The organism is Sphingopyxis panaciterrae (genome assembly GCF_011762125.1).
GTDB lineage: Bacteria > Pseudomonadota > Alphaproteobacteria > Sphingomonadales > Sphingomonadaceae > Sphingopyxis > Sphingopyxis panaciterrae.
On record NZ_JAASQN010000001.1, the window covers coordinates 1,350,415 to 1,366,039 of the forward strand.

Genomic DNA, 15,625 nt, shown 5'->3' on the forward strand with positions numbered 1-15,625 from the left:
GCACGAGGGGGTGTCGGCCGAGGAAGGTTGACGCACAATGATACCGGCAATCTTTGGCCTGTCGGGCCTGATGCTGACCGACGACGAACGCGCATTCTTTCGCGACAGCGATCCCGCAGGCTATATTCTCTTCGGCCGCAATATCGAAAACCGCGAGCAGGTGCGGCGGCTGACCGATGATTTGCGGTCGCTCGACGGACGCAGCAATTTGCCGATCCTGATCGATCAGGAAGGTGGCCGCGTCGCGCGGATGAAAGCGCCGGAATGGCCCGATTTTCCGAGCGGCGCCGCGTTCGACGCGTTGTACGAGCGCGCGCCGGCGAGCGCGATCGAGGCGGCACGGCTTAACGCCATGGCGCTCGCCGTCATGCTCGCCGAGGTCGGGATTACGGTCGATTGCCTGCCGTTGCTCGACGTGCGTCAGCCGGGGGCAAGCGATGTCATCGGCGACCGCGCGCTCGGCAGCGAACCGATGCGCGTTGCCGCACTCGGCCGCGCGATCCTCAGCGGGCTTCAGGCCGGCGGGGTCGTCGGGATCGTCAAGCATATCCCCGGGCACGGCCGCGCGATGGCCGATTCGCACGAGGCGCTGCCCGTCGTGGCGGCGCTCGACCGCGATCTCCAGACCGATCTCGCGCCCTTCGCGGCGCTCCGCGATGCGGCGATGGCGATGACCTGTCATGTCGTGTTCAACGCGTGGGACCCGGATCGCCCCGCGACATTGTCATCGACGGTCATCGATAGCGTGATTCGCCAGCGGATCGGCTTCCATGGCCTGCTGATGACCGACGACCTGGACATGAAGGCGCTGTCAGGGGATGTGCCGTCGCGCGCCGCCGATGCCATCGCCGCGGGATGCGACATCGCGCTCAACTGCTGGGGCAAGATGGACGACATGGTCGGCATCGCGGGCGCGCTCGATCCGATCAGCACGATATCGCTCGCGCGGCTCGAGGGCGCGATGGACCGCATCGTCGGGGCGCACGACCCGCGCCAGTTCGCGACGCTGGTCGACCAGCGCGACGCCTTGCTGGCGATCGCCTGATGGAAGAATTGCCGCTCGATTTCGAAGTGGCACCGACGGTGGAGCGCGACGATGCGCTGCAACTCAGTCTCGAAAGCTGGGAAGGGCCGCTCGACCTGCTGCTGACACTCGCGCGCAGCCAGAAGGTCGATCTCCGGCAGATTTCAATTCTGGCGCTCGTCGAGCAATATCTGACCTTCATCGCCGAGATGCGCGCGAAACTCGAAGTCGCCGCCGACTATCTGGTGATGGCGGCATGGCTTGCCTATCTCAAATCGGCGTTACTGCTACCCAAGGATCCGGCCGAGGATCCCTCGCCCGACGAACTGGCGCTGCGCCTGCAACTCCGGCTCCAGCGGCTGGCGGCGATGCGCGAGGCGGCGGCGCGGCTGCTCGCGCGCGACCGCGTCGGCCGCGACGTTTTTCTGCGTCCAAAGCCCGAAGGGCTGCACGACGTCAAGCTGCGCCGCTGGGATGCCAGTCTTTACGATTTGCTGTCTGCCTATGGGCAGGTCAAATTGCGTACCGAACCGGTGGTCCATATGGTCGCACGGCGGCCGGTGGTCACGCTCGATGCCGCGCTCCACCATCTGCAGCGGCTGATCGGAGTGAAGCTCGACTGGGCCGAGCTTTCCGAATTCCTGCCGTCCGACTATCAAGGTCCCTTGCGCCGCTCGGCGATCGCGTCGAGTTTCGTCGCGGCATTGGAACTCGCCCGGCAGGGGCGCGTCGACCTGAAACAGGACGGGGCGTTCGAACCGCTTTATCTGAAGGCAGCGTCCGCATGAATCCGATCGACGACCTCGAACGCGCGATAGAGGCGATGCTGTTTGCCAGCGACGAACCGCTCGACGCACGGCAGATTGCGGGGCGTCTCGGCGACGAAAAGACGCCGGGCGAAATTCGCGCGATCATTCAGGCGATCGCCGCGCGTCATGCGGGGAGCGGGATCGAACTGGTCGAGCGCGGCGGGCACTGGCATTTCCAGACCCCGGCCGACCTCGCGCATCTGCTGCGCCGCGAACGCGACGATCCGCGCAAGCTGTCGCGCGCGGCGTCGGAAGTCCTCGCGATCGTCGCCTATCACGAACCGGTGAGTCGCGCCGAGATCGAAGCGATCCGCGGCGTCCAGACATCGAAGGGGACGCTCGATGTGTTGATGGAGGCCGAATGGATCGCGCCGGCAGGACGGCGCGAGGTGCCCGGGCGGCCGCTGATCTACAAGACCACCGACGCGTTTCTGCAACATTTCGGCCTCACGAGCCGCAAGGACCTGCCGGGAATCGAAGATTTGCGTGCGGCGGGCCTGCTCGATCCAGTCGACCTTGCTTTCGAGGAAGCGATAGGAGAGCTGGACCTAGTAAAAGACGGCGAAGACGCCTAGATGGGCCCTTCAAGGAGACGATAGATGGGTAGCTTCAGCATCTGGCACTGGCTGGTGGTCGGGATTCTCGTCCTGCTGCTGTTCGGCAAGGGCCGCTTTTCGGACATGATGGGCGATGTCGCCAAGGGTTTCAAAAGCTTCAAGAAGGGCATGGCCGACGACGACGATGCGCCGCTGCCGCCAAAGCATATCGAGGGCCAGCGCGCACCCGATACGACCCCGATGTCGACGCCGACGAACGAGCACGACAAGCTCTGACCGACGTCCGCTTGCGGGGGAATTAGTAAGCGATGTTCGATGTTGCGCCCACCGAGTTGTTGCTCGTCGTGGTGGTGGCCCTGGTCGTCATCGGCCCCAAGGATTTGCCGAAAGCGATGCGCTTTGTCGGCAAGTGGGTCGGCAAGGCGCGCGGTATGGCGCGTCATTTTCGCGCCGGACTCGATACGATGATGCGCGAGGCCGAGCTCGAGGAACTGGAGAAACAGTGGCGCGAGCAGAATGACGCGATCATGCGCGAATTTCCCCGCATCGACGGCAATGATCCAAAGCCGGCGAGCCCCGCGACGAGCGCGCCATCATCGGGGGGCGAAGCCGAAGATGCGGATCAGGCGGCTGCGGCAACCAGGCCCGAAACGCCCGAAACGACCGAAACCCATGTCGTTCCGCCGAAAGACGGGCCGCTGCCATGACCGAAGACGCGCCGGCGACAGCTCAGGACGAAGATGGCTCTGGCGGCAAGATGCCGCTCCTCGACCATCTGATCGAACTGCGTTCGCGGCTTTTGAAATCGCTGCTTGCGATCGGCATTGCCTTTGGCGTCTGCCTCTATTTCGCGAGACCGATTTTCGGCATCCTTGTCCAGCCGCTCGTGCGCGCGGGGCAGGGTAAGCTAATCTACACCCAGCTGTTCGAGGCTTTTTTCGTCGAGATCAAGGTCGCGCTGTTCGCAGCGACGATGATCGCTTTTCCGGTAATCGCGAACCAGTTGTGGAAATTCGTTGCACCCGGGCTTTACCGCCAGGAAAAGAGGGCGCTGCTGCCCTTCATCCTGGCAACCCCGATGCTGTTCGCGATCGGCGCGAGCTTCGCCTATTTCATCACCATTCCGATCGCGCTCAAATTCCTGCTCGGCTATCAGGGCAATATTGGCGGGATCACGCAAGAAGCACTGCCGTCGGTTGGCAATTATCTGAGCTTCATCATGCAGTTCATCATGGCGTTCGGCATCGCATTCCTGCTGCCGATCCTGCTGATGCTGATCGAACGATCGGGGCTGGTGACGCGCGAACAGCTCGTCTCGGCGCGCCGGTACATGATCGTCGCGGCGTTTGCGATCGCGGCGGTATTCACCCCGCCCGACATATTGAGCCAGCTGCTGCTCGCGGTGCCGTTGGTGTTCCTTTACGAACTATCGCTGTTCGCGATCTGGTTCACCCAGCGCCGACGCAAAACAGGCGCCGAAGCGGCGCCTGTCGAACCTCTTGAAGAGGTCTGATAGTCAATTTGGGGGTAAGCGGGTCAGAACCCGGTCAATGAATGGCGTCGCTGCCAGCCTGACCGACCGACTCGATATCGCGGCCAGCTCCCTTAACGGTATTGCAGCCAGCGACCAGAAAGCTTGCCATCAATGCCAGGAGGATTGCGCGAAAACTTGTCATCGTTCGTCACCTTAGTCGTCGTTCCAGAGTGCAAAATGGCCCGGCACGCTTTCGAGGGGGGGGAGGGAATGCGGGCCGGGCCAATGTTGCTGAGCAGCGCTGCGGGGGGGCGATGATCGCTGCTCGAAAGGGAAACGACCATGCTGGCGGATAAGTTCCCGAAAAAAATCGCAGCGATGAACTTTTTTTCGCGATTCTTTTGAATCGCTTGCGTTTCAACGATTTGGCTTAGCTCATCGCCGTGAGGCCGCTCAGCACCGCGAGCCCCAGGAAGGAGAAAAAGCCCATGATGTCGGTCAGGGTCGTCACGAAGACCGCCGACGACACCGCCGGATCGACGTCGAACCGGTCGAGCGTCACCGGCACCAATATGCCGGCGAGGCCGGCGACCAGATTGTTGATCAGCATCGCCGATGCGATGACGATACCGAGCAACGGATTCCCGAAAATCAAGGCGGTTCCGGTGCCGATCAAGATGCCAAGCGTCAGGCCGTTCACCGCTGCAATGCGGAATTCGCGCAAGATCATGCGCAACGTATTCGATGCGGTGAGCTGATTGGTCGCGATGGCGCGCACCGTGACGGCCAGCGTCTGGGTTCCCGCGTTGCCCCCCATTCCGGAAACGATCGGCATCAGCACCGCGAGCAGTGCGAATTTGGCGATCGCGCCCTCGAAGAAGCCGACGACCGACGCTGCCAGCATCGCTGTGCCGAGGTTGACGACCAGCCAGCTCAAGCGGGTCCGGATCGTCATGATGATCGGCTCGTTGATGTCGCCGTCGCCGGCGCCCGACAGGCGCAATATGTCTTCGCCCGCCTCTTCCTGGATGATGTGGACGATGTCGTCGACCGTGATCATGCCGACGAGGCGACCGGACTTGTCGATGACCGCCGCCGAGATGAGCGCATATTTCTGAAAGCGCAGCGCAACCTCTTCCTGATCCATGTCGATCGGGATCAGTGTCTGCTCGCGCTTCATCACATCGCTGATCGCGATATCGCGCGGGGTACGCAGAATCCAGCTGAGCTGGCAGGTGCCGACCGGTTTATGCATCGGATCGACGACGAAGATTTCCCAGAAGTCGCTCGTCAGGTCGGTGTCTTCGCGCAGCCGGTCGATGACGTCGCCGACGGTTGCATGTTCGGGTACCGCGACGAGGTCGCGCTGCATCAGGCGACCGGCCGATTCCTCCGGGAACGACAGCGCGTCCTCGATCGCGGCGCGATCCTCGGGCTCCATCGCCTCGAGCACCGCCTGCTGATCGTCGGCCTCCATGTCCTCGATGATCGCGACGGCGTCGTCGGTATCGAGTTCGGAGGCGAGTTCGGCCACTTGCTCCGGCGCGAGAAGATCGATTAGTTCTTCGCGCACATAATCGTTCATTTCCGCCAGCACGTCGGCGGACAGCATGTCGCCGAGCACGGCGGCGAGCATCGGGCGTTCGTCGGCGCGCGCGAGTTCGAACAGGTCGGCGATGTCGGCGGGGTGCAGGCGGCCGACCCGTTCGCGCGCGGCCTCGCTTTCGCCGGCCTCGGCAAGCTCGATGACGTCGCGGACGAATTCGGGCTTCAGCCGGTCGTCCTCGTCGAGTTCGGTTGCCGCCTCGCGCATGTTCGAATCGCGTTCGGGGTCGCGATCGTCGATGATGGCCTCGTCATTGGGGGGCGGGGAGTCTTCGCGTTTGTCCATCGCGCGGTCCTCCCTGTCTCGTGCCGGCAAAGCGCCCGGCGGGCCGTGCCTCCCCCTAGGCCCGCCTTCTCGATATGGCAACGGCGGGCGGGGGGGATCGGCAATTAATGCGTGGCTTTGGCGGCGCGCCTCGCTATGGCACCGCCAAATCCCCAATGCAGGAGCTTATCATGGCAGACCAGACCCTCACCCTTTCGCTGTCGACCGGCGACGTCGTCATCCGCCTTCGCCCCGACCTCGCGCCGCAGCATGTCGAGCGGATCACGAGCCTCGCCAGCGAAGGCTTTTACGACGATGTCGTCTTCCACCGCGTGATCCCCGGCTTCATGGCGCAGGGCGGCGATCCGACGGGTACCGGCATGGGCGGCAGCCAGCTTCCCGACCTGCCGCAGGAATTCAGCAGCGAACCGCATGTCCGCGGTGTCTGCTCGATGGCGCGGGCGCAGAACCCGAACAGCGCGAACAGCCAGTTCTTCATCTGCTTCGACGACGCACGCTTCCTCGATAACCAGTACACCGTCTGGGGCGAAGTGATTGAAGGCATGGAGAATGTCGATGCCCTGCCCAAGGGCGAGCCGCCGCGCGAACCCGGCAAGATCGTCAAGGCGACGGTTGCCTGACGTGAAAATCCCTGCTTCGGCGGGGATTTTTTTCTAGTCGCCGATGAAGCCGTTCAGCCTTTCGCAGGCGGCGATCCAGTCGGTCTTGAACAACTGGACGACCTGCCCGGCGCCCATCGCTTCGTTCATCAGCCCGACGCCCTGGCCGACCCAATAGGTTGCGAGCGTTTTGGCGCCTTCATGACCGACTTCGGACAATTTATCGACCTTGCGCAGCGCGGGCTCGCTGACCAGCGATTGGAGCGGCATCGGCAGCGGTTTCGGCGCGCCTTCGGCCTCCCATGCGTCGGTCCATGGCGAGCGGAGCTGGCGTGACGGCTTGCCCGTCCGGCTCTTCGACCGCACCGTGTCGCGCGACGAGGCGGCCAGCATCTTCTCCTTCACCACCGGATTGGTTTCGGCCTCGGCGGTGGTGAGCCACACCGATCCGGTCCAGGCGCCATGCGCGCCCATCGCCATCGCCGCCGCCATCTGGCGCCCGGTGACGATGCCGCCCGCGGCGAGGATCGGCGTGTCGGCGCCGACCGCCGCGACCGCGGCCGCAACCTCGGGGACCAGCACCATCGTCGCGACCTCGCCGCAGTGACCGCCGGCCTCGCCGCCCGCGACCACCAGGATGTCGACGCCGGCGCGCACCTGCGTCAGCGCATGGTCGCGCGTACCGACGAGCGCCGCGACCGGGACATCGTGGCGCTTGCCGAGTTCGAGCATCAGCGGCGGCGGGACACCCAGCGCATTGGCGATCAGCTTGATCGGATGGCGAAAGGCGACTTCGAGCAGCGCGGCGGCGCCGGCGTCGCTCATATTGTCGCCAAGGCTGGAGGAGACGCCGCCAACGCTGTTGCTGTCGACACCGTGCTTTTCGAGCAGGCTCGCGATGAAGGCCTTGTGCTCTTCGGGGATCGCCGGGCACGGAGCTTTTTCCTCACCTTTGCCCGCAAAGCTGTTGGGAACGATCAGGTCGACGCCATAGGGGCGGCCGCCGATATGCGCGTCGATCCACGCCAGTTCCTCCTCGAGCCGTTCGGGTGGCAGCGATGCGGCACCGAACACACCCATGCCGCCGGCTTTCGACACCGCGACGACGACGTCGCGGCAGTGCGAAAAGGCGAGCAGCGGAAATTCGATGTCGAGCATCGCGCAGATGGGGGATTGCATGGGGACCTCTCCAATTCGTTATTTGCACCCATGTCAGCGACAGTTGACGTAAACGTCAAGTTGATTTGCGCGGGGCAGTCTTTATCGCGGACGGCATGACCGATTTTACGCTCCCCGACTTCGACCTCGATGCCTTTGTCCGCGCCACTTTGGCTGAGGATCTGGGGGCTGGCGGCGACGTCACGTCGATGGCGACGATCCCGGCCGAGGCGCGTTTCGACGGGGTGATGGACAGCCGCGATGCGATCACCGTCGCGGGGCTGCCGATCGCGACAAGTTTCTTTCGCGCGCTCGATCCTGTCATGGAGATCGAAATTCTGGTCGAAGAGGGCGTACAGGTGGCGCCCGGCACCGACCTGATCCGCCTGTCGGGCAAGGCGCGCGCGATGCTGACCGCCGAGCGATCGGCGCTCAACACGGTCCAGCATCTGTCGGGAATCGCGACGATGACGCGCGAATATGTCGATGCGATCGCCGGGACGGGCGCGGTGCTGCTCGACACGCGCAAGACGATTCCGGGCCTCAGGGTGCTCGAAAAATATGCGACGCGGATGGGCGGCGCGACGAATCATCGCATGGGCCTGTGGGATGCAGCGATGATCAAGGACAATCATGTCGCGGTCGCCGGATCGGTCGAGGAAGCGGTGCGCCGCGCGGTCGATGCGGGAATCGAAAACATCATCGTCGAAGTCGACCGCGTCGATCAGGTCGTGGGCGCGCTTGGCGCCGGGGCGACGCACCTGCTGCTCGACAATATGGACCTGGCGGGCTTGCGCGAATCGGTCGCGCTCGTCGCTGGACGCGTCCCGACCGAGGCATCGGGCGGGGTGCGGTTAGACACGATCCGCGCGATCGCCGAGACAGGCGTGACCTATGTTTCGGTCGGCCGCCTGACCCAGTCGGCGCCCGCCGCCGATATCGGGCTCGATTTTGCGCTGGCTTGATTTGCCCGTCGCCCCCGCGCAGGCGGGGGCCGCAATCGACCTTGCTCTACCTTGCCAGCGGCCCCCGCCTGCGTGGGGGCGACGGGTCATATCCGGCGCCGTCCTTGCGCTGCTCCTCGCGCCCACCGCCGCCGCTGCCCAGGCTTTGGCTTGCAAACTTCCCGACCGGGTTGCAGTTCCGCGCCTAGAGCAACCGCGGCGCGGCGAGCCGGTGCGCAAGCCGCCGATCGCCGGTTATCTGTTAGCCATGAGCTGGTCGCCGCAGCATTGCGCGACCGTCCGCAATCCGAAGGACGCGCGCGACCGTTTCCAATGTGCGGGCGACAATGGCCGTTTCGGCTGGGTACTGCACGGCCTGTGGCCCGAGGCGGCGAACCCGGGCTATCCGCAATGGTGCCGCCCCGCGAAGATCGTGCCGCAGCCGGTGCTGCGCCGCCATATGTGCATGACGCCCTCGGCGCAGCTGCTCCAGCATGAATGGGCCAAGCATGGGACGTGCATGAGCCCGCATCCCGCCGCCTATTTTCGCGCTTCGGAGCTGATGTTCGGCGCCGTCCGCTTTCCCGACATGAAGAAGCTTGCGGCCCAGCCGCAGACGGCGGGAAGCATCCGCCGCGCTTTCGCCGCCGCGAACAAGGGGGTTGCCGAACCGATGATCGCGGTCGCGATCGACGACAAGGGCTGGCTGGACGAAGTGCGTTTCTGCCTGGGTCCGCGCATGCGGCCGCAGCGGTGCAAGCCGTTTCAGGCCGGCGCGCGCGACCAGCGCAGCGTCCGCATTCGTCCGATGCCGCGTTAGAGGACAGACTCTGAAAAGCACCGCATTACCGAATCATACCCCGGTTTGTGTCCCGTGATGGAACGTTGCCGGCGTTAACCCTTTTTTAACCTTACCGGACCGTTAACGATGTCCTAGCTTGTCCGGCATGGACAGCGAAGATCGCATCGATATCCGGAATCGGGTCCGCCAGCATGGTGCGCGCCAGCTCGTCATCGCGCGAATGATCGCGCCGGACGACTGGCAGGGCGAATTGCGCCGCGCGCTGGTCAGCGATCGTGTGTCGCAGCATTTCTGGAATGGCGGCAGCGACCTGCGGCTGTTTCTGGAAAGCTTCGCGATCTTCTTCACCGCGACGATGATGTTCTTGATCTAGGGTAGGTTTCGGGCGGCAGCTGCCATTCTCTTTTTCGTCACCCCGGACTCGATCCGGGGTCCCGCTGGACGTTGAAACCTGTGCTACCGTCAAACAAGCGGGATCCCGGGTCAAGGCGGAAGAGCCACGGGTCTCCTCCGTGGATGACGAAGGTGAGTTGAATGCATGACAGTTCACCACCCCGAAGCCCGTTGGCCGAACCCCGATCAGCCCTTCAATCGCAGGCCTTGTGCAGCTTCCACGCCAGCAGCGCTGACACCAGGCACATCGCCGCGACCATCAGCAAGGTGTTGTCGATCGTCAGCCCGGTGCCGATCAGGACGCTGAGCAAAAGCGTCGCCGCGACCATGAAGCCCGAGTTGACGATATTGTTCGCGGCGACGGTTCGCGCGGTCTGTGATTTGGAAACGGTCGTGGTCAGGAAGGCGTAGAGCGGGACGACGAACATGCCGCCCGCGATAGCGATGCCCAGCAGGTCGAGGATGATCCGGTCGCCCGCCGTCAGCGACAGGAATTCGCGCCAGTTCATCAGCGTGCCGTCGATATGGACCCAATGGGTGACCGACCACCAGAGGTCGAGCACGAACAGCCCCATGACGATCACCGACCCCGGCGAATAGCGCGCGGAGACATGGCCCTTGAGCAATCGGTTGACGATGATCGATCCGATCGCGACGCCGACCGAGAATATCGCGGTGAACAGCGTCGCGACGGTGTTGTCGCCGCCGAGCGCATTCTTGACCAGCGGCGGGAATTGCGCCGCGAGGATGGCGCCGATCGCCCAGAAGAAGCTGATCGACACGATCGCGAGGAACAGCCGCGGAATATGCATCGTCGAATTGACGATCTGCCATGACGAGCGGAAGACATTATGGTCGATGACCAGCCCTTCGGCTTCCTTTTCAGGCGGCGCCGCGGGAACGAAGTTGGCGGTCATCCGACCGATCACGGCAACGAGAATGATACCCGGAATGGCGAAATGCGGCGGGGTCAGCCCGCCGACGATCGATCCGCCGAGGATCGCGATATAGGTTCCGGCCTCGACCCAGCCGGTGCCGGCGAGCACCTCATCCTCTTCCAGATGCTGCGGCAGGATCGCATATTTGATCGGGCCGAAGAAGGTCGAGTGCATCCCCATCGCGAACAGCGCGAGCAGCATCACGGGGACGAGGTGGAACCAGATGCCGATGCCGCCGACGATCATGATGAAGATTTCGGCCGATTTGATGATGCGGATCATCCGCGTCTTGTCGGTGCTGTCGGCGAGTTGCCCGGCGAGCGCCGAAAAGAGGAAGAAGGGCAGGATGAACAGCCCGCCCGCGAGCGCGTTGAACCACGCCTCGGTCTCCGGATCCTTGTAGATGGTGAAGGTGACGAGGATCACCATCGCCATCTTGTAGAAATTGTCGTTGAAGGCGTTGAGGAACTGCGTCGCGAAGAGGGGCAGGAACCGGCGTTGCTTCATCAGCGCGAAGGAACCGGTCATTGAAAACCCAATCTTGTAAACCAACTATCCGATACCATTTCGCCCATCGGGCAAACTGGTTGTGACCCCGGGGGCTTATCGGGTAGGGCAGTCAGGGTCAAAGCCCATTTTGGAACGGACACGTCGACGGGGATCATGCTGAGCCTTCCCAATCTTTTAACCCTGTCGCGCATATTGGCGGTTCCTATCCTGTTGTTCCTGTTGTGGCCGGGGGTCGCCGAGGGATCGCACCAGCCGAAGCCATTCGATTATGCCTTCGCCTTCGGCCTCTACTGTCTGATGGGCATTACCGATTATTTTGACGGCTATGTTGCACGCTCGCGCGGCATCGTGTCGCGGCTCGGCGCCTTTCTCGATCCGATCGCCGACAAGATCATGATCGCGGCGGTCATCCTGCTGCTGGTCTTTACCCGCGACATCACCGGTTATCACGTCATCGCGGCGCTGATGATCCTGCTGCGCGAGATCATCGTGTCGGGGCTGCGCGAATTTCTCGCGACCTTGCAAGTGTCGATGCCGGTGACGCAGCTCGCCAAGTGGAAGACGACCTTCCAGCTCGTCTCGTTCGGCGCCTTGATCCTGGCCGGTGCCTTGCCGGCGATGATATGGATCAAGACTGTCGGGCTGGTGACGCTGTGGGGCGCCGCGGTGCTGACGCTGATCACCGGCTGGGACTATCTGCGCGTCGGCCTCAAGCATATGGATTGAACCGGTCATGCTGCAGATCAGCTATTTCGCCTGGGTGCGCGAGCGGATGGGGGTTGCCGAGGAGGTGATCGCCTTGCCTGCCGGAGCCGCGACGGTCGGCGACCTGATCGCCTGGCTCGCGGCGCGCGACGAACGCGGGGCCCGCGCCTTTGCCGAGCCGCAGCGTATTCGCGCCGCGCTGGGCGGGGCGATGGTCGGCGCGGGCGCATCGATCGGCGATGCGCGCGAGATCGCGCTATTTCCTCCAGTGACGGGCGGATGATTCGCGTCGCGGTTCAGCCGGCCGCGATCGACGTGGCGGGTGCTTTGGCCGCGCACGATGCCGGCGGCCATGGTGCGAGCGCCAGCTTCATCGGCCGGGTGCGCGGCGACGACGGGCTGACCGAATTGTTCCTCGACCATCATCCGGTGCTGACCGCGGGCGGGCTGGAGGAACTGGCGACGCAGGCGGCGGCACGCTGGAAGCTCGGTGCGCTGACGCTGATCCACCGTATCGGCGCGATGGCACCCGGCGATACGATCGTCCTTGTCCTCGCGAGCAGCCCGCATCGCGCCGAGGCGCTGGCGGCGTGCGAATATCTGATCGACCGGCTGAAGACCGATGTGATGCTGTGGAAGCGCGAAAGTTTCGCCGATGGGCGCGTGTCGTGGGTCGAGCAGCGCGAGGGTGATCATGCGCGCGCGGGGCGGTGGATGTGAACTAATTCGTCATTGCGAGCGAAGCGAAGCGATCCAGGGCGGTTTAAGCCTACTCTGGATTGCTTCGCTCGCGCAACGCGCGAGTTTATCCTGAGCGCCTGCAAGGCAGTCGAAGGGCTCGCAATGACGGGGTTTTGCGACGGCGCGCTAATCCCCCTTATGCTGGCGGAAAATATCCGCGAGCATTTGAAACTCCTCGCCGCGCGGGCTGCCCTTGCGCCATACCAGTGCGATCGTCCGCCAGTCATGATCCGACGCAAGCGGGCGCGTGTCGATGTCGGTGTGGTCGAGGATGCCGGCCTCGATCGCCATTTGCGGCAGCATCGTGATGCCGAGGCCGTTGTCGACCATCTGCACCAGCGTGTGGAGCGAGGTGCCCATCATGCGCGCGCCGGCGCGCAATTCGGGGCGGTTGCACGCGGCGAGGGCATGGTCCTTCAGGCAATGCCCGTCCTCAAGCATCAGCATCTGCGCGGGGTCGAGCTGGTCGGCGCTGACCATCGCCGGCAAATCCTCGGCCTGATCGCCCGGGAAGGCGACGAACAGTGCGTCGTCGAACAGGTTTTCGGCCTCGACGTCGCCGCACGCGTAAGGAAGCGCGAGCAGCACGCAATCGACCGCGCCATGATGCAGTGACTCGCATGCCTGCGCGCTCGGTTCTTCGCGAAGAAACAGCTTCAGCGCCGGCCGCTCCTTCCGCAGCCGCGGCAACAGCCCGGGGAGCAGGAAGGGGGCGATTGTCGGGATCACGCTCATGCGCAATTCGCCGACGAGCGGGGCGGCAGCGGCCGCCGCCATATCGGCCAGTTCCTCGGCCTCGCGCAGCACGCGGTGCGCCTTTTCGACGATCGCATTGCCGAGCATCGTGAAGCGCACGACGCGGCGGGTGCGCTCGACGAGCGTTTGGCCGAGCAAGGTTTCGAGCTCGCGGATCCCCGCCGACAGCGTCGATTGCGTCACGTTGCACGCGTCGGCGGCGCGGCCGAAATGGCCGTGCTCGTGCAGTGCGACGAGATATTGCATCTGTTTGAGCGACGGCAGGTAATTTTGCATTGATCGGATATAGCAATGGAAGTGTCGATTTTGAACATCTCGATCGATTAAAATTCGCGGCCAAAATGGCGGCGTTTGTTGCCGCCGCCCGCCGCAGCATGATAGTCAGTGCAATCAACCGGCGCGGAGGGGCGGATGGCGATTTCCCGATTTCTGATCGGCGGCGTGGCGAGTGCCATGCTGCTCACCGGCGGACTCTTCCTATGGAAGGGCTATAGCCAGATCGCCGAAGAAGAGGTGCTGCCCGAACCGCCGCCCGGGCTTCCCGCCATACCGGTCGCGGGCGCCGGCGCGCCGAAGCGCGGACCGGCGCCGCCGGCGCTGCCCGCCGCGAAAGAGGCGTCGCGCGAGGAAAGGCGCTTCAACCGTTTCGACCGCGACCGCAACGACAGGATCAGCCGCGTCGAACTGATGTCCTCGCGCACCGCGGCGTTCCGCAAACTCGACAAGGACGGCAATAATCTGCTGACCTTCGAGGAATGGGCGGCGGCAACGGGTCAGCGCTTTGCCGGTGCCGACAGCGACAAGTCGGGCGATCTGACGCGCGCGGAGTTTGCCACAACGGCACCGAAGCCGGCGGCGAAACCCAAGTGCCGCTGCTGATCGTTGCCTCGCTTTCGCGGGGGCGACGATCAGGCCGCGACCCCCTCGGCTATCCTGATCCATCCCGCGAGCGCTGATCCCGCACGCTGGGTGTATCCCAGCTTGCGATCCTTCTTGCGCACGTCCTCGGCAAGCGGCGGGAAGAGTCCGAAATTGACGTTCATCGGCTGATAGCTCGCCGCATCGGCGCCGCCGGTGATATGGCCGAGCAGCGCCCCGAGCGCGGTTTCGGGCGGCGGCGGGGGCAGGTCGCGCCCGCCGAGTTCGGCGATAGCGAAGCGCGCGGCGACGAGGCCGATCGCGGCGCTTTCGACATAGCCTTCGCAGCCGGTGATCTGCCCCGCGAAGCGGATGTGCGGCGCCGATTTGAGGCGAAGCTGGCCGTCGAGCAGCTCGGGCGAGCGGATGAAGCTGTTGCGATGGAGGCCGCCGAGCCGCGCGAACTCGGCCTTTTCAAGGCCCGGGATGGTGCGGAACAGCTCGACCTGCGCGGCGTGCTTCAGCTTGGTCTGGAAACCGACCATGTTCCAGAGCGTACCGAGCGCATTGTCCTGGCGGAGTTGGACGACCGCATAGGGCCAGCGGCCGGTGCGCGGATTGTCGAGCCCGACGCCCTTCATCGGACCGAAGCGGAGGGTTTCGGGCCCGCGCTCGGCCATCACCTCGATCGGCATGCAGCCCTCGAAATAGGGGGTGTTGGTCTCCCAATCCTTGAACTCGGTCTTGTCGCCGTCGACGAGTCCCTGGACGAAGGCGTGATACTGGTCCTTGTCCATCGGGCAGTTGATATAATCCTTGCCGTCGCCGATCGGCCCGACCTTGTCCCAGCGGCTCGCCATCCAGGCGACGTCCATGTCGACGCTGTCGCGGTAGACGATCGGGGCGATGGCGTCGAAGAAGGCAAGGGCATCCCTGCCGGTCGCGGCGCCGATACTCTCGGCAAGCGATGCAGCGGTGAGCGGGCCGGTCGCGACGATCGTCAGGCCTTCGGAAGGCAGCGTGTCGACGCGTTCGCGGACGATGGTGACGTTGGGGTGGCTTGCGAGTGCGCGGGTGACGCCGCCCGAGAACAGGTCGCGGTCGACCGCAAGTGCTGATCCGGCGGGGACTTTGGTGGCGTCGGCCTCGCGCATGATGATCGAACCGAGCGCGCGCATCTCGCGGTGGAGCAGGCCGACGGCGTTGCTGTCGCCATCGTCGCTGCGAAAGCTGTTCGAGCACACCATCTCGGCGAGCGTGTCGCCCTGATGCGCGGGGGTCGTGTCGCCACCCCCGGGCAAATTGGCGCCGCGCATTTCGGAGAGGCGCACGCGATAGCCCGCCTCCGCGAGTTGCCATGCAGCTTCGGAGCCTGCGAGACCGCCGCCGATGATGTGAATGTCGTGGCTCATTACCCGTTTCCGTTGACTTGCGACCAATCCGCCGGCCACTAGGCGGGTTCAGGA

Annotated in this window: 20 protein-coding genes; 14 read left to right on the forward strand and 6 right to left on the reverse strand. The window is 64.3% G+C overall.

Translation table 11 applies throughout. The features are described 5' to 3' along the window. Nucleotides 1-37: 37 nt before the first annotated feature. From nagZ to tatC, 6 genes are read left to right on the forward strand one after another with little or no spacing between them, the layout of a single operon-like run. A complete protein-coding gene (gene nagZ, locus FHR22_RS06215) occupies nt 38-1,045 on the forward strand; it encodes a beta-N-acetylhexosaminidase (RefSeq protein ID WP_166939999.1) in 1,008 nt (335 codons plus the stop codon). Beyond that, nucleotides 1,045-1,812, forward strand: a complete 768-nt coding sequence (locus FHR22_RS06220; protein WP_166940001.1) for a segregation and condensation protein A — start codon at nt 1,045-1,047, stop codon at nt 1,810-1,812. The genes nagZ and FHR22_RS06220 overlap by 1 nt, the downstream gene beginning before the upstream one ends. Beyond that, a complete protein-coding gene (gene scpB / locus FHR22_RS06225) occupies nt 1,809-2,408 on the forward strand; it encodes an SMC-Scp complex subunit ScpB (RefSeq protein WP_166940003.1) in 600 nt (199 codons plus the stop codon). The genes FHR22_RS06220 and scpB overlap by 4 nt, the downstream gene beginning before the upstream one ends. A gap of 24 nt (nt 2,409-2,432) precedes the next feature. Next, nucleotides 2,433-2,666 (forward strand): twin-arginine translocase TatA/TatE family subunit, encoded by a 234-nt coding sequence (locus FHR22_RS06230; RefSeq protein ID WP_166940005.1) that lies wholly within the window; start codon nt 2,433-2,435, stop codon nt 2,664-2,666. A 32-nt stretch (nt 2,667-2,698) separates the two neighbouring features. After that, the gene (gene tatB / locus FHR22_RS06235; protein ID WP_166940007.1) at nt 2,699-3,097 is read left to right on the forward strand and encodes a Sec-independent protein translocase protein TatB; all 399 of its coding nucleotides are present in this window, start codon (nt 2,699-2,701) and stop codon (nt 3,095-3,097) included. Next, nucleotides 3,094-3,903 (forward strand): twin-arginine translocase subunit TatC, encoded by an 810-nt coding sequence (gene tatC / locus FHR22_RS06240; RefSeq protein ID WP_166940009.1) that lies wholly within the window; start codon nt 3,094-3,096, stop codon nt 3,901-3,903. The genes tatB and tatC overlap by 4 nt, the downstream gene beginning before the upstream one ends. 34 nt (nt 3,904-3,937) lie before the next feature. Here tatC and FHR22_RS06245 read toward each other — a convergent pair whose 3' ends face one another. Next, on the reverse strand, nt 3,938-4,066 hold the full coding sequence (locus FHR22_RS06245) for an entericidin A/B family lipoprotein (RefSeq protein WP_166940011.1): 129 nt from the start codon (nt 4,064-4,066) through the stop codon (nt 3,938-3,940). A 228-nt stretch (nt 4,067-4,294) separates the two neighbouring features. After that, the gene (gene mgtE, locus FHR22_RS06250; protein ID WP_166940013.1) at nt 4,295-5,755 is read right to left on the reverse strand and encodes a magnesium transporter; all 1,461 of its coding nucleotides are present in this window, start codon (nt 5,753-5,755) and stop codon (nt 4,295-4,297) included. A gap of 170 nt (nt 5,756-5,925) precedes the next feature. Here mgtE and FHR22_RS06255 point away from each other — a divergent pair, with 170 nt between their 5' ends. Further along, nucleotides 5,926-6,375, forward strand: coding sequence for a peptidylprolyl isomerase (locus FHR22_RS06255; protein WP_166940015.1), 450 nt, complete (start codon nt 5,926-5,928; stop codon nt 6,373-6,375). A gap of 33 nt (nt 6,376-6,408) precedes the next feature. Here the strand turns inward: FHR22_RS06255 and FHR22_RS06260 are convergent, their stop codons facing one another. Then, nucleotides 6,409-7,533 (reverse strand): nitronate monooxygenase, encoded by a 1,125-nt coding sequence (locus tag FHR22_RS06260; RefSeq protein WP_166940017.1) that lies wholly within the window; start codon nt 7,531-7,533, stop codon nt 6,409-6,411. A 95-nt stretch (nt 7,534-7,628) separates the two neighbouring features. On the opposite strand from FHR22_RS06260, the gene nadC reads away from it, so the two are divergent. From nadC to FHR22_RS06275, 3 genes are all read left to right on the forward strand, one after another. Next, a complete protein-coding gene (nadC, locus tag FHR22_RS06265) occupies nt 7,629-8,477 on the forward strand; it encodes a carboxylating nicotinate-nucleotide diphosphorylase (protein WP_166940019.1) in 849 nt (282 codons plus the stop codon). Nucleotides 8,478-8,688: 211 nt separating this feature from the next. Beyond that, the gene (locus FHR22_RS06270) at nt 8,689-9,276 is read left to right on the forward strand and encodes a ribonuclease T2 family protein (protein ID WP_341786567.1); all 588 of its coding nucleotides are present in this window, start codon (nt 8,689-8,691) and stop codon (nt 9,274-9,276) included. Between the two features lie 127 nt (nt 9,277-9,403). Next, complete coding sequence (locus FHR22_RS06275) at nt 9,404-9,631, forward strand: hypothetical protein (RefSeq protein ID WP_166940021.1); 228 nt, start codon at nt 9,404-9,406, stop codon at nt 9,629-9,631. A gap of 214 nt (nt 9,632-9,845) precedes the next feature. On the opposite strand, the gene FHR22_RS06280 is transcribed toward FHR22_RS06275, so the two are convergent. Continuing rightward, nucleotides 9,846-11,117, reverse strand: coding sequence for an MFS transporter (locus tag FHR22_RS06280; RefSeq protein ID WP_166940023.1), 1,272 nt, complete (start codon nt 11,115-11,117; stop codon nt 9,846-9,848). 135 nt (nt 11,118-11,252) lie between these two features. Here FHR22_RS06280 and pgsA point away from each other — a divergent pair, with 135 nt between their 5' ends. The 3 genes from pgsA to FHR22_RS06295 are packed head-to-tail and all read left to right on the forward strand — an operon-like array spanning nt 11,253 to nt 12,524. Then, complete coding sequence (gene pgsA, locus FHR22_RS06285) at nt 11,253-11,825, forward strand: CDP-diacylglycerol--glycerol-3-phosphate 3-phosphatidyltransferase (protein ID WP_166940025.1); 573 nt, start codon at nt 11,253-11,255, stop codon at nt 11,823-11,825. 7 nt (nt 11,826-11,832) lie between these two features. Continuing rightward, a complete protein-coding gene (moaD, locus tag FHR22_RS06290; RefSeq protein WP_208417497.1) occupies nt 11,833-12,087 on the forward strand; it encodes a molybdopterin converting factor subunit 1 in 255 nt (84 codons plus the stop codon). Next, nucleotides 12,084-12,524 carry a molybdenum cofactor biosynthesis protein MoaE gene (locus FHR22_RS06295; protein ID WP_166940028.1) on the forward strand — a complete coding sequence of 147 codons (441 nt, stop codon included), beginning with the start codon at nt 12,084-12,086 and terminating at the stop codon, nt 12,522-12,524. The genes moaD and FHR22_RS06295 overlap by 4 nt, the downstream gene beginning before the upstream one ends. A 147-nt stretch (nt 12,525-12,671) precedes the next feature. Here FHR22_RS06295 and FHR22_RS06300 read toward each other — a convergent pair whose 3' ends face one another. Further along, a complete protein-coding gene (locus FHR22_RS06300) occupies nt 12,672-13,577 on the reverse strand; it encodes a hydrogen peroxide-inducible genes activator (RefSeq protein ID WP_166940030.1) in 906 nt (301 codons plus the stop codon). A 135-nt stretch (nt 13,578-13,712) separates the two neighbouring features. On the opposite strand from FHR22_RS06300, the gene FHR22_RS06305 reads away from it, so the two are divergent. Continuing rightward, nucleotides 13,713-14,180: an EF-hand domain-containing protein gene (locus tag FHR22_RS06305; protein WP_208417498.1), complete on the forward strand. Its 468-nt coding sequence runs from the start codon at nt 13,713-13,715 to the stop codon at nt 14,178-14,180. Nucleotides 14,181-14,209: 29 nt separating this feature from the next. On the opposite strand, the gene trmFO is transcribed toward FHR22_RS06305, so the two are convergent. Beyond that, nucleotides 14,210-15,571, reverse strand: a complete 1,362-nt coding sequence (gene trmFO / locus FHR22_RS06310) for a methylenetetrahydrofolate--tRNA-(uracil(54)-C(5))-methyltransferase (FADH(2)-oxidizing) TrmFO (protein WP_166940032.1) — start codon at nt 15,569-15,571, stop codon at nt 14,210-14,212. Between the last annotated feature and the right edge of the window lie 54 nt (nt 15,572-15,625).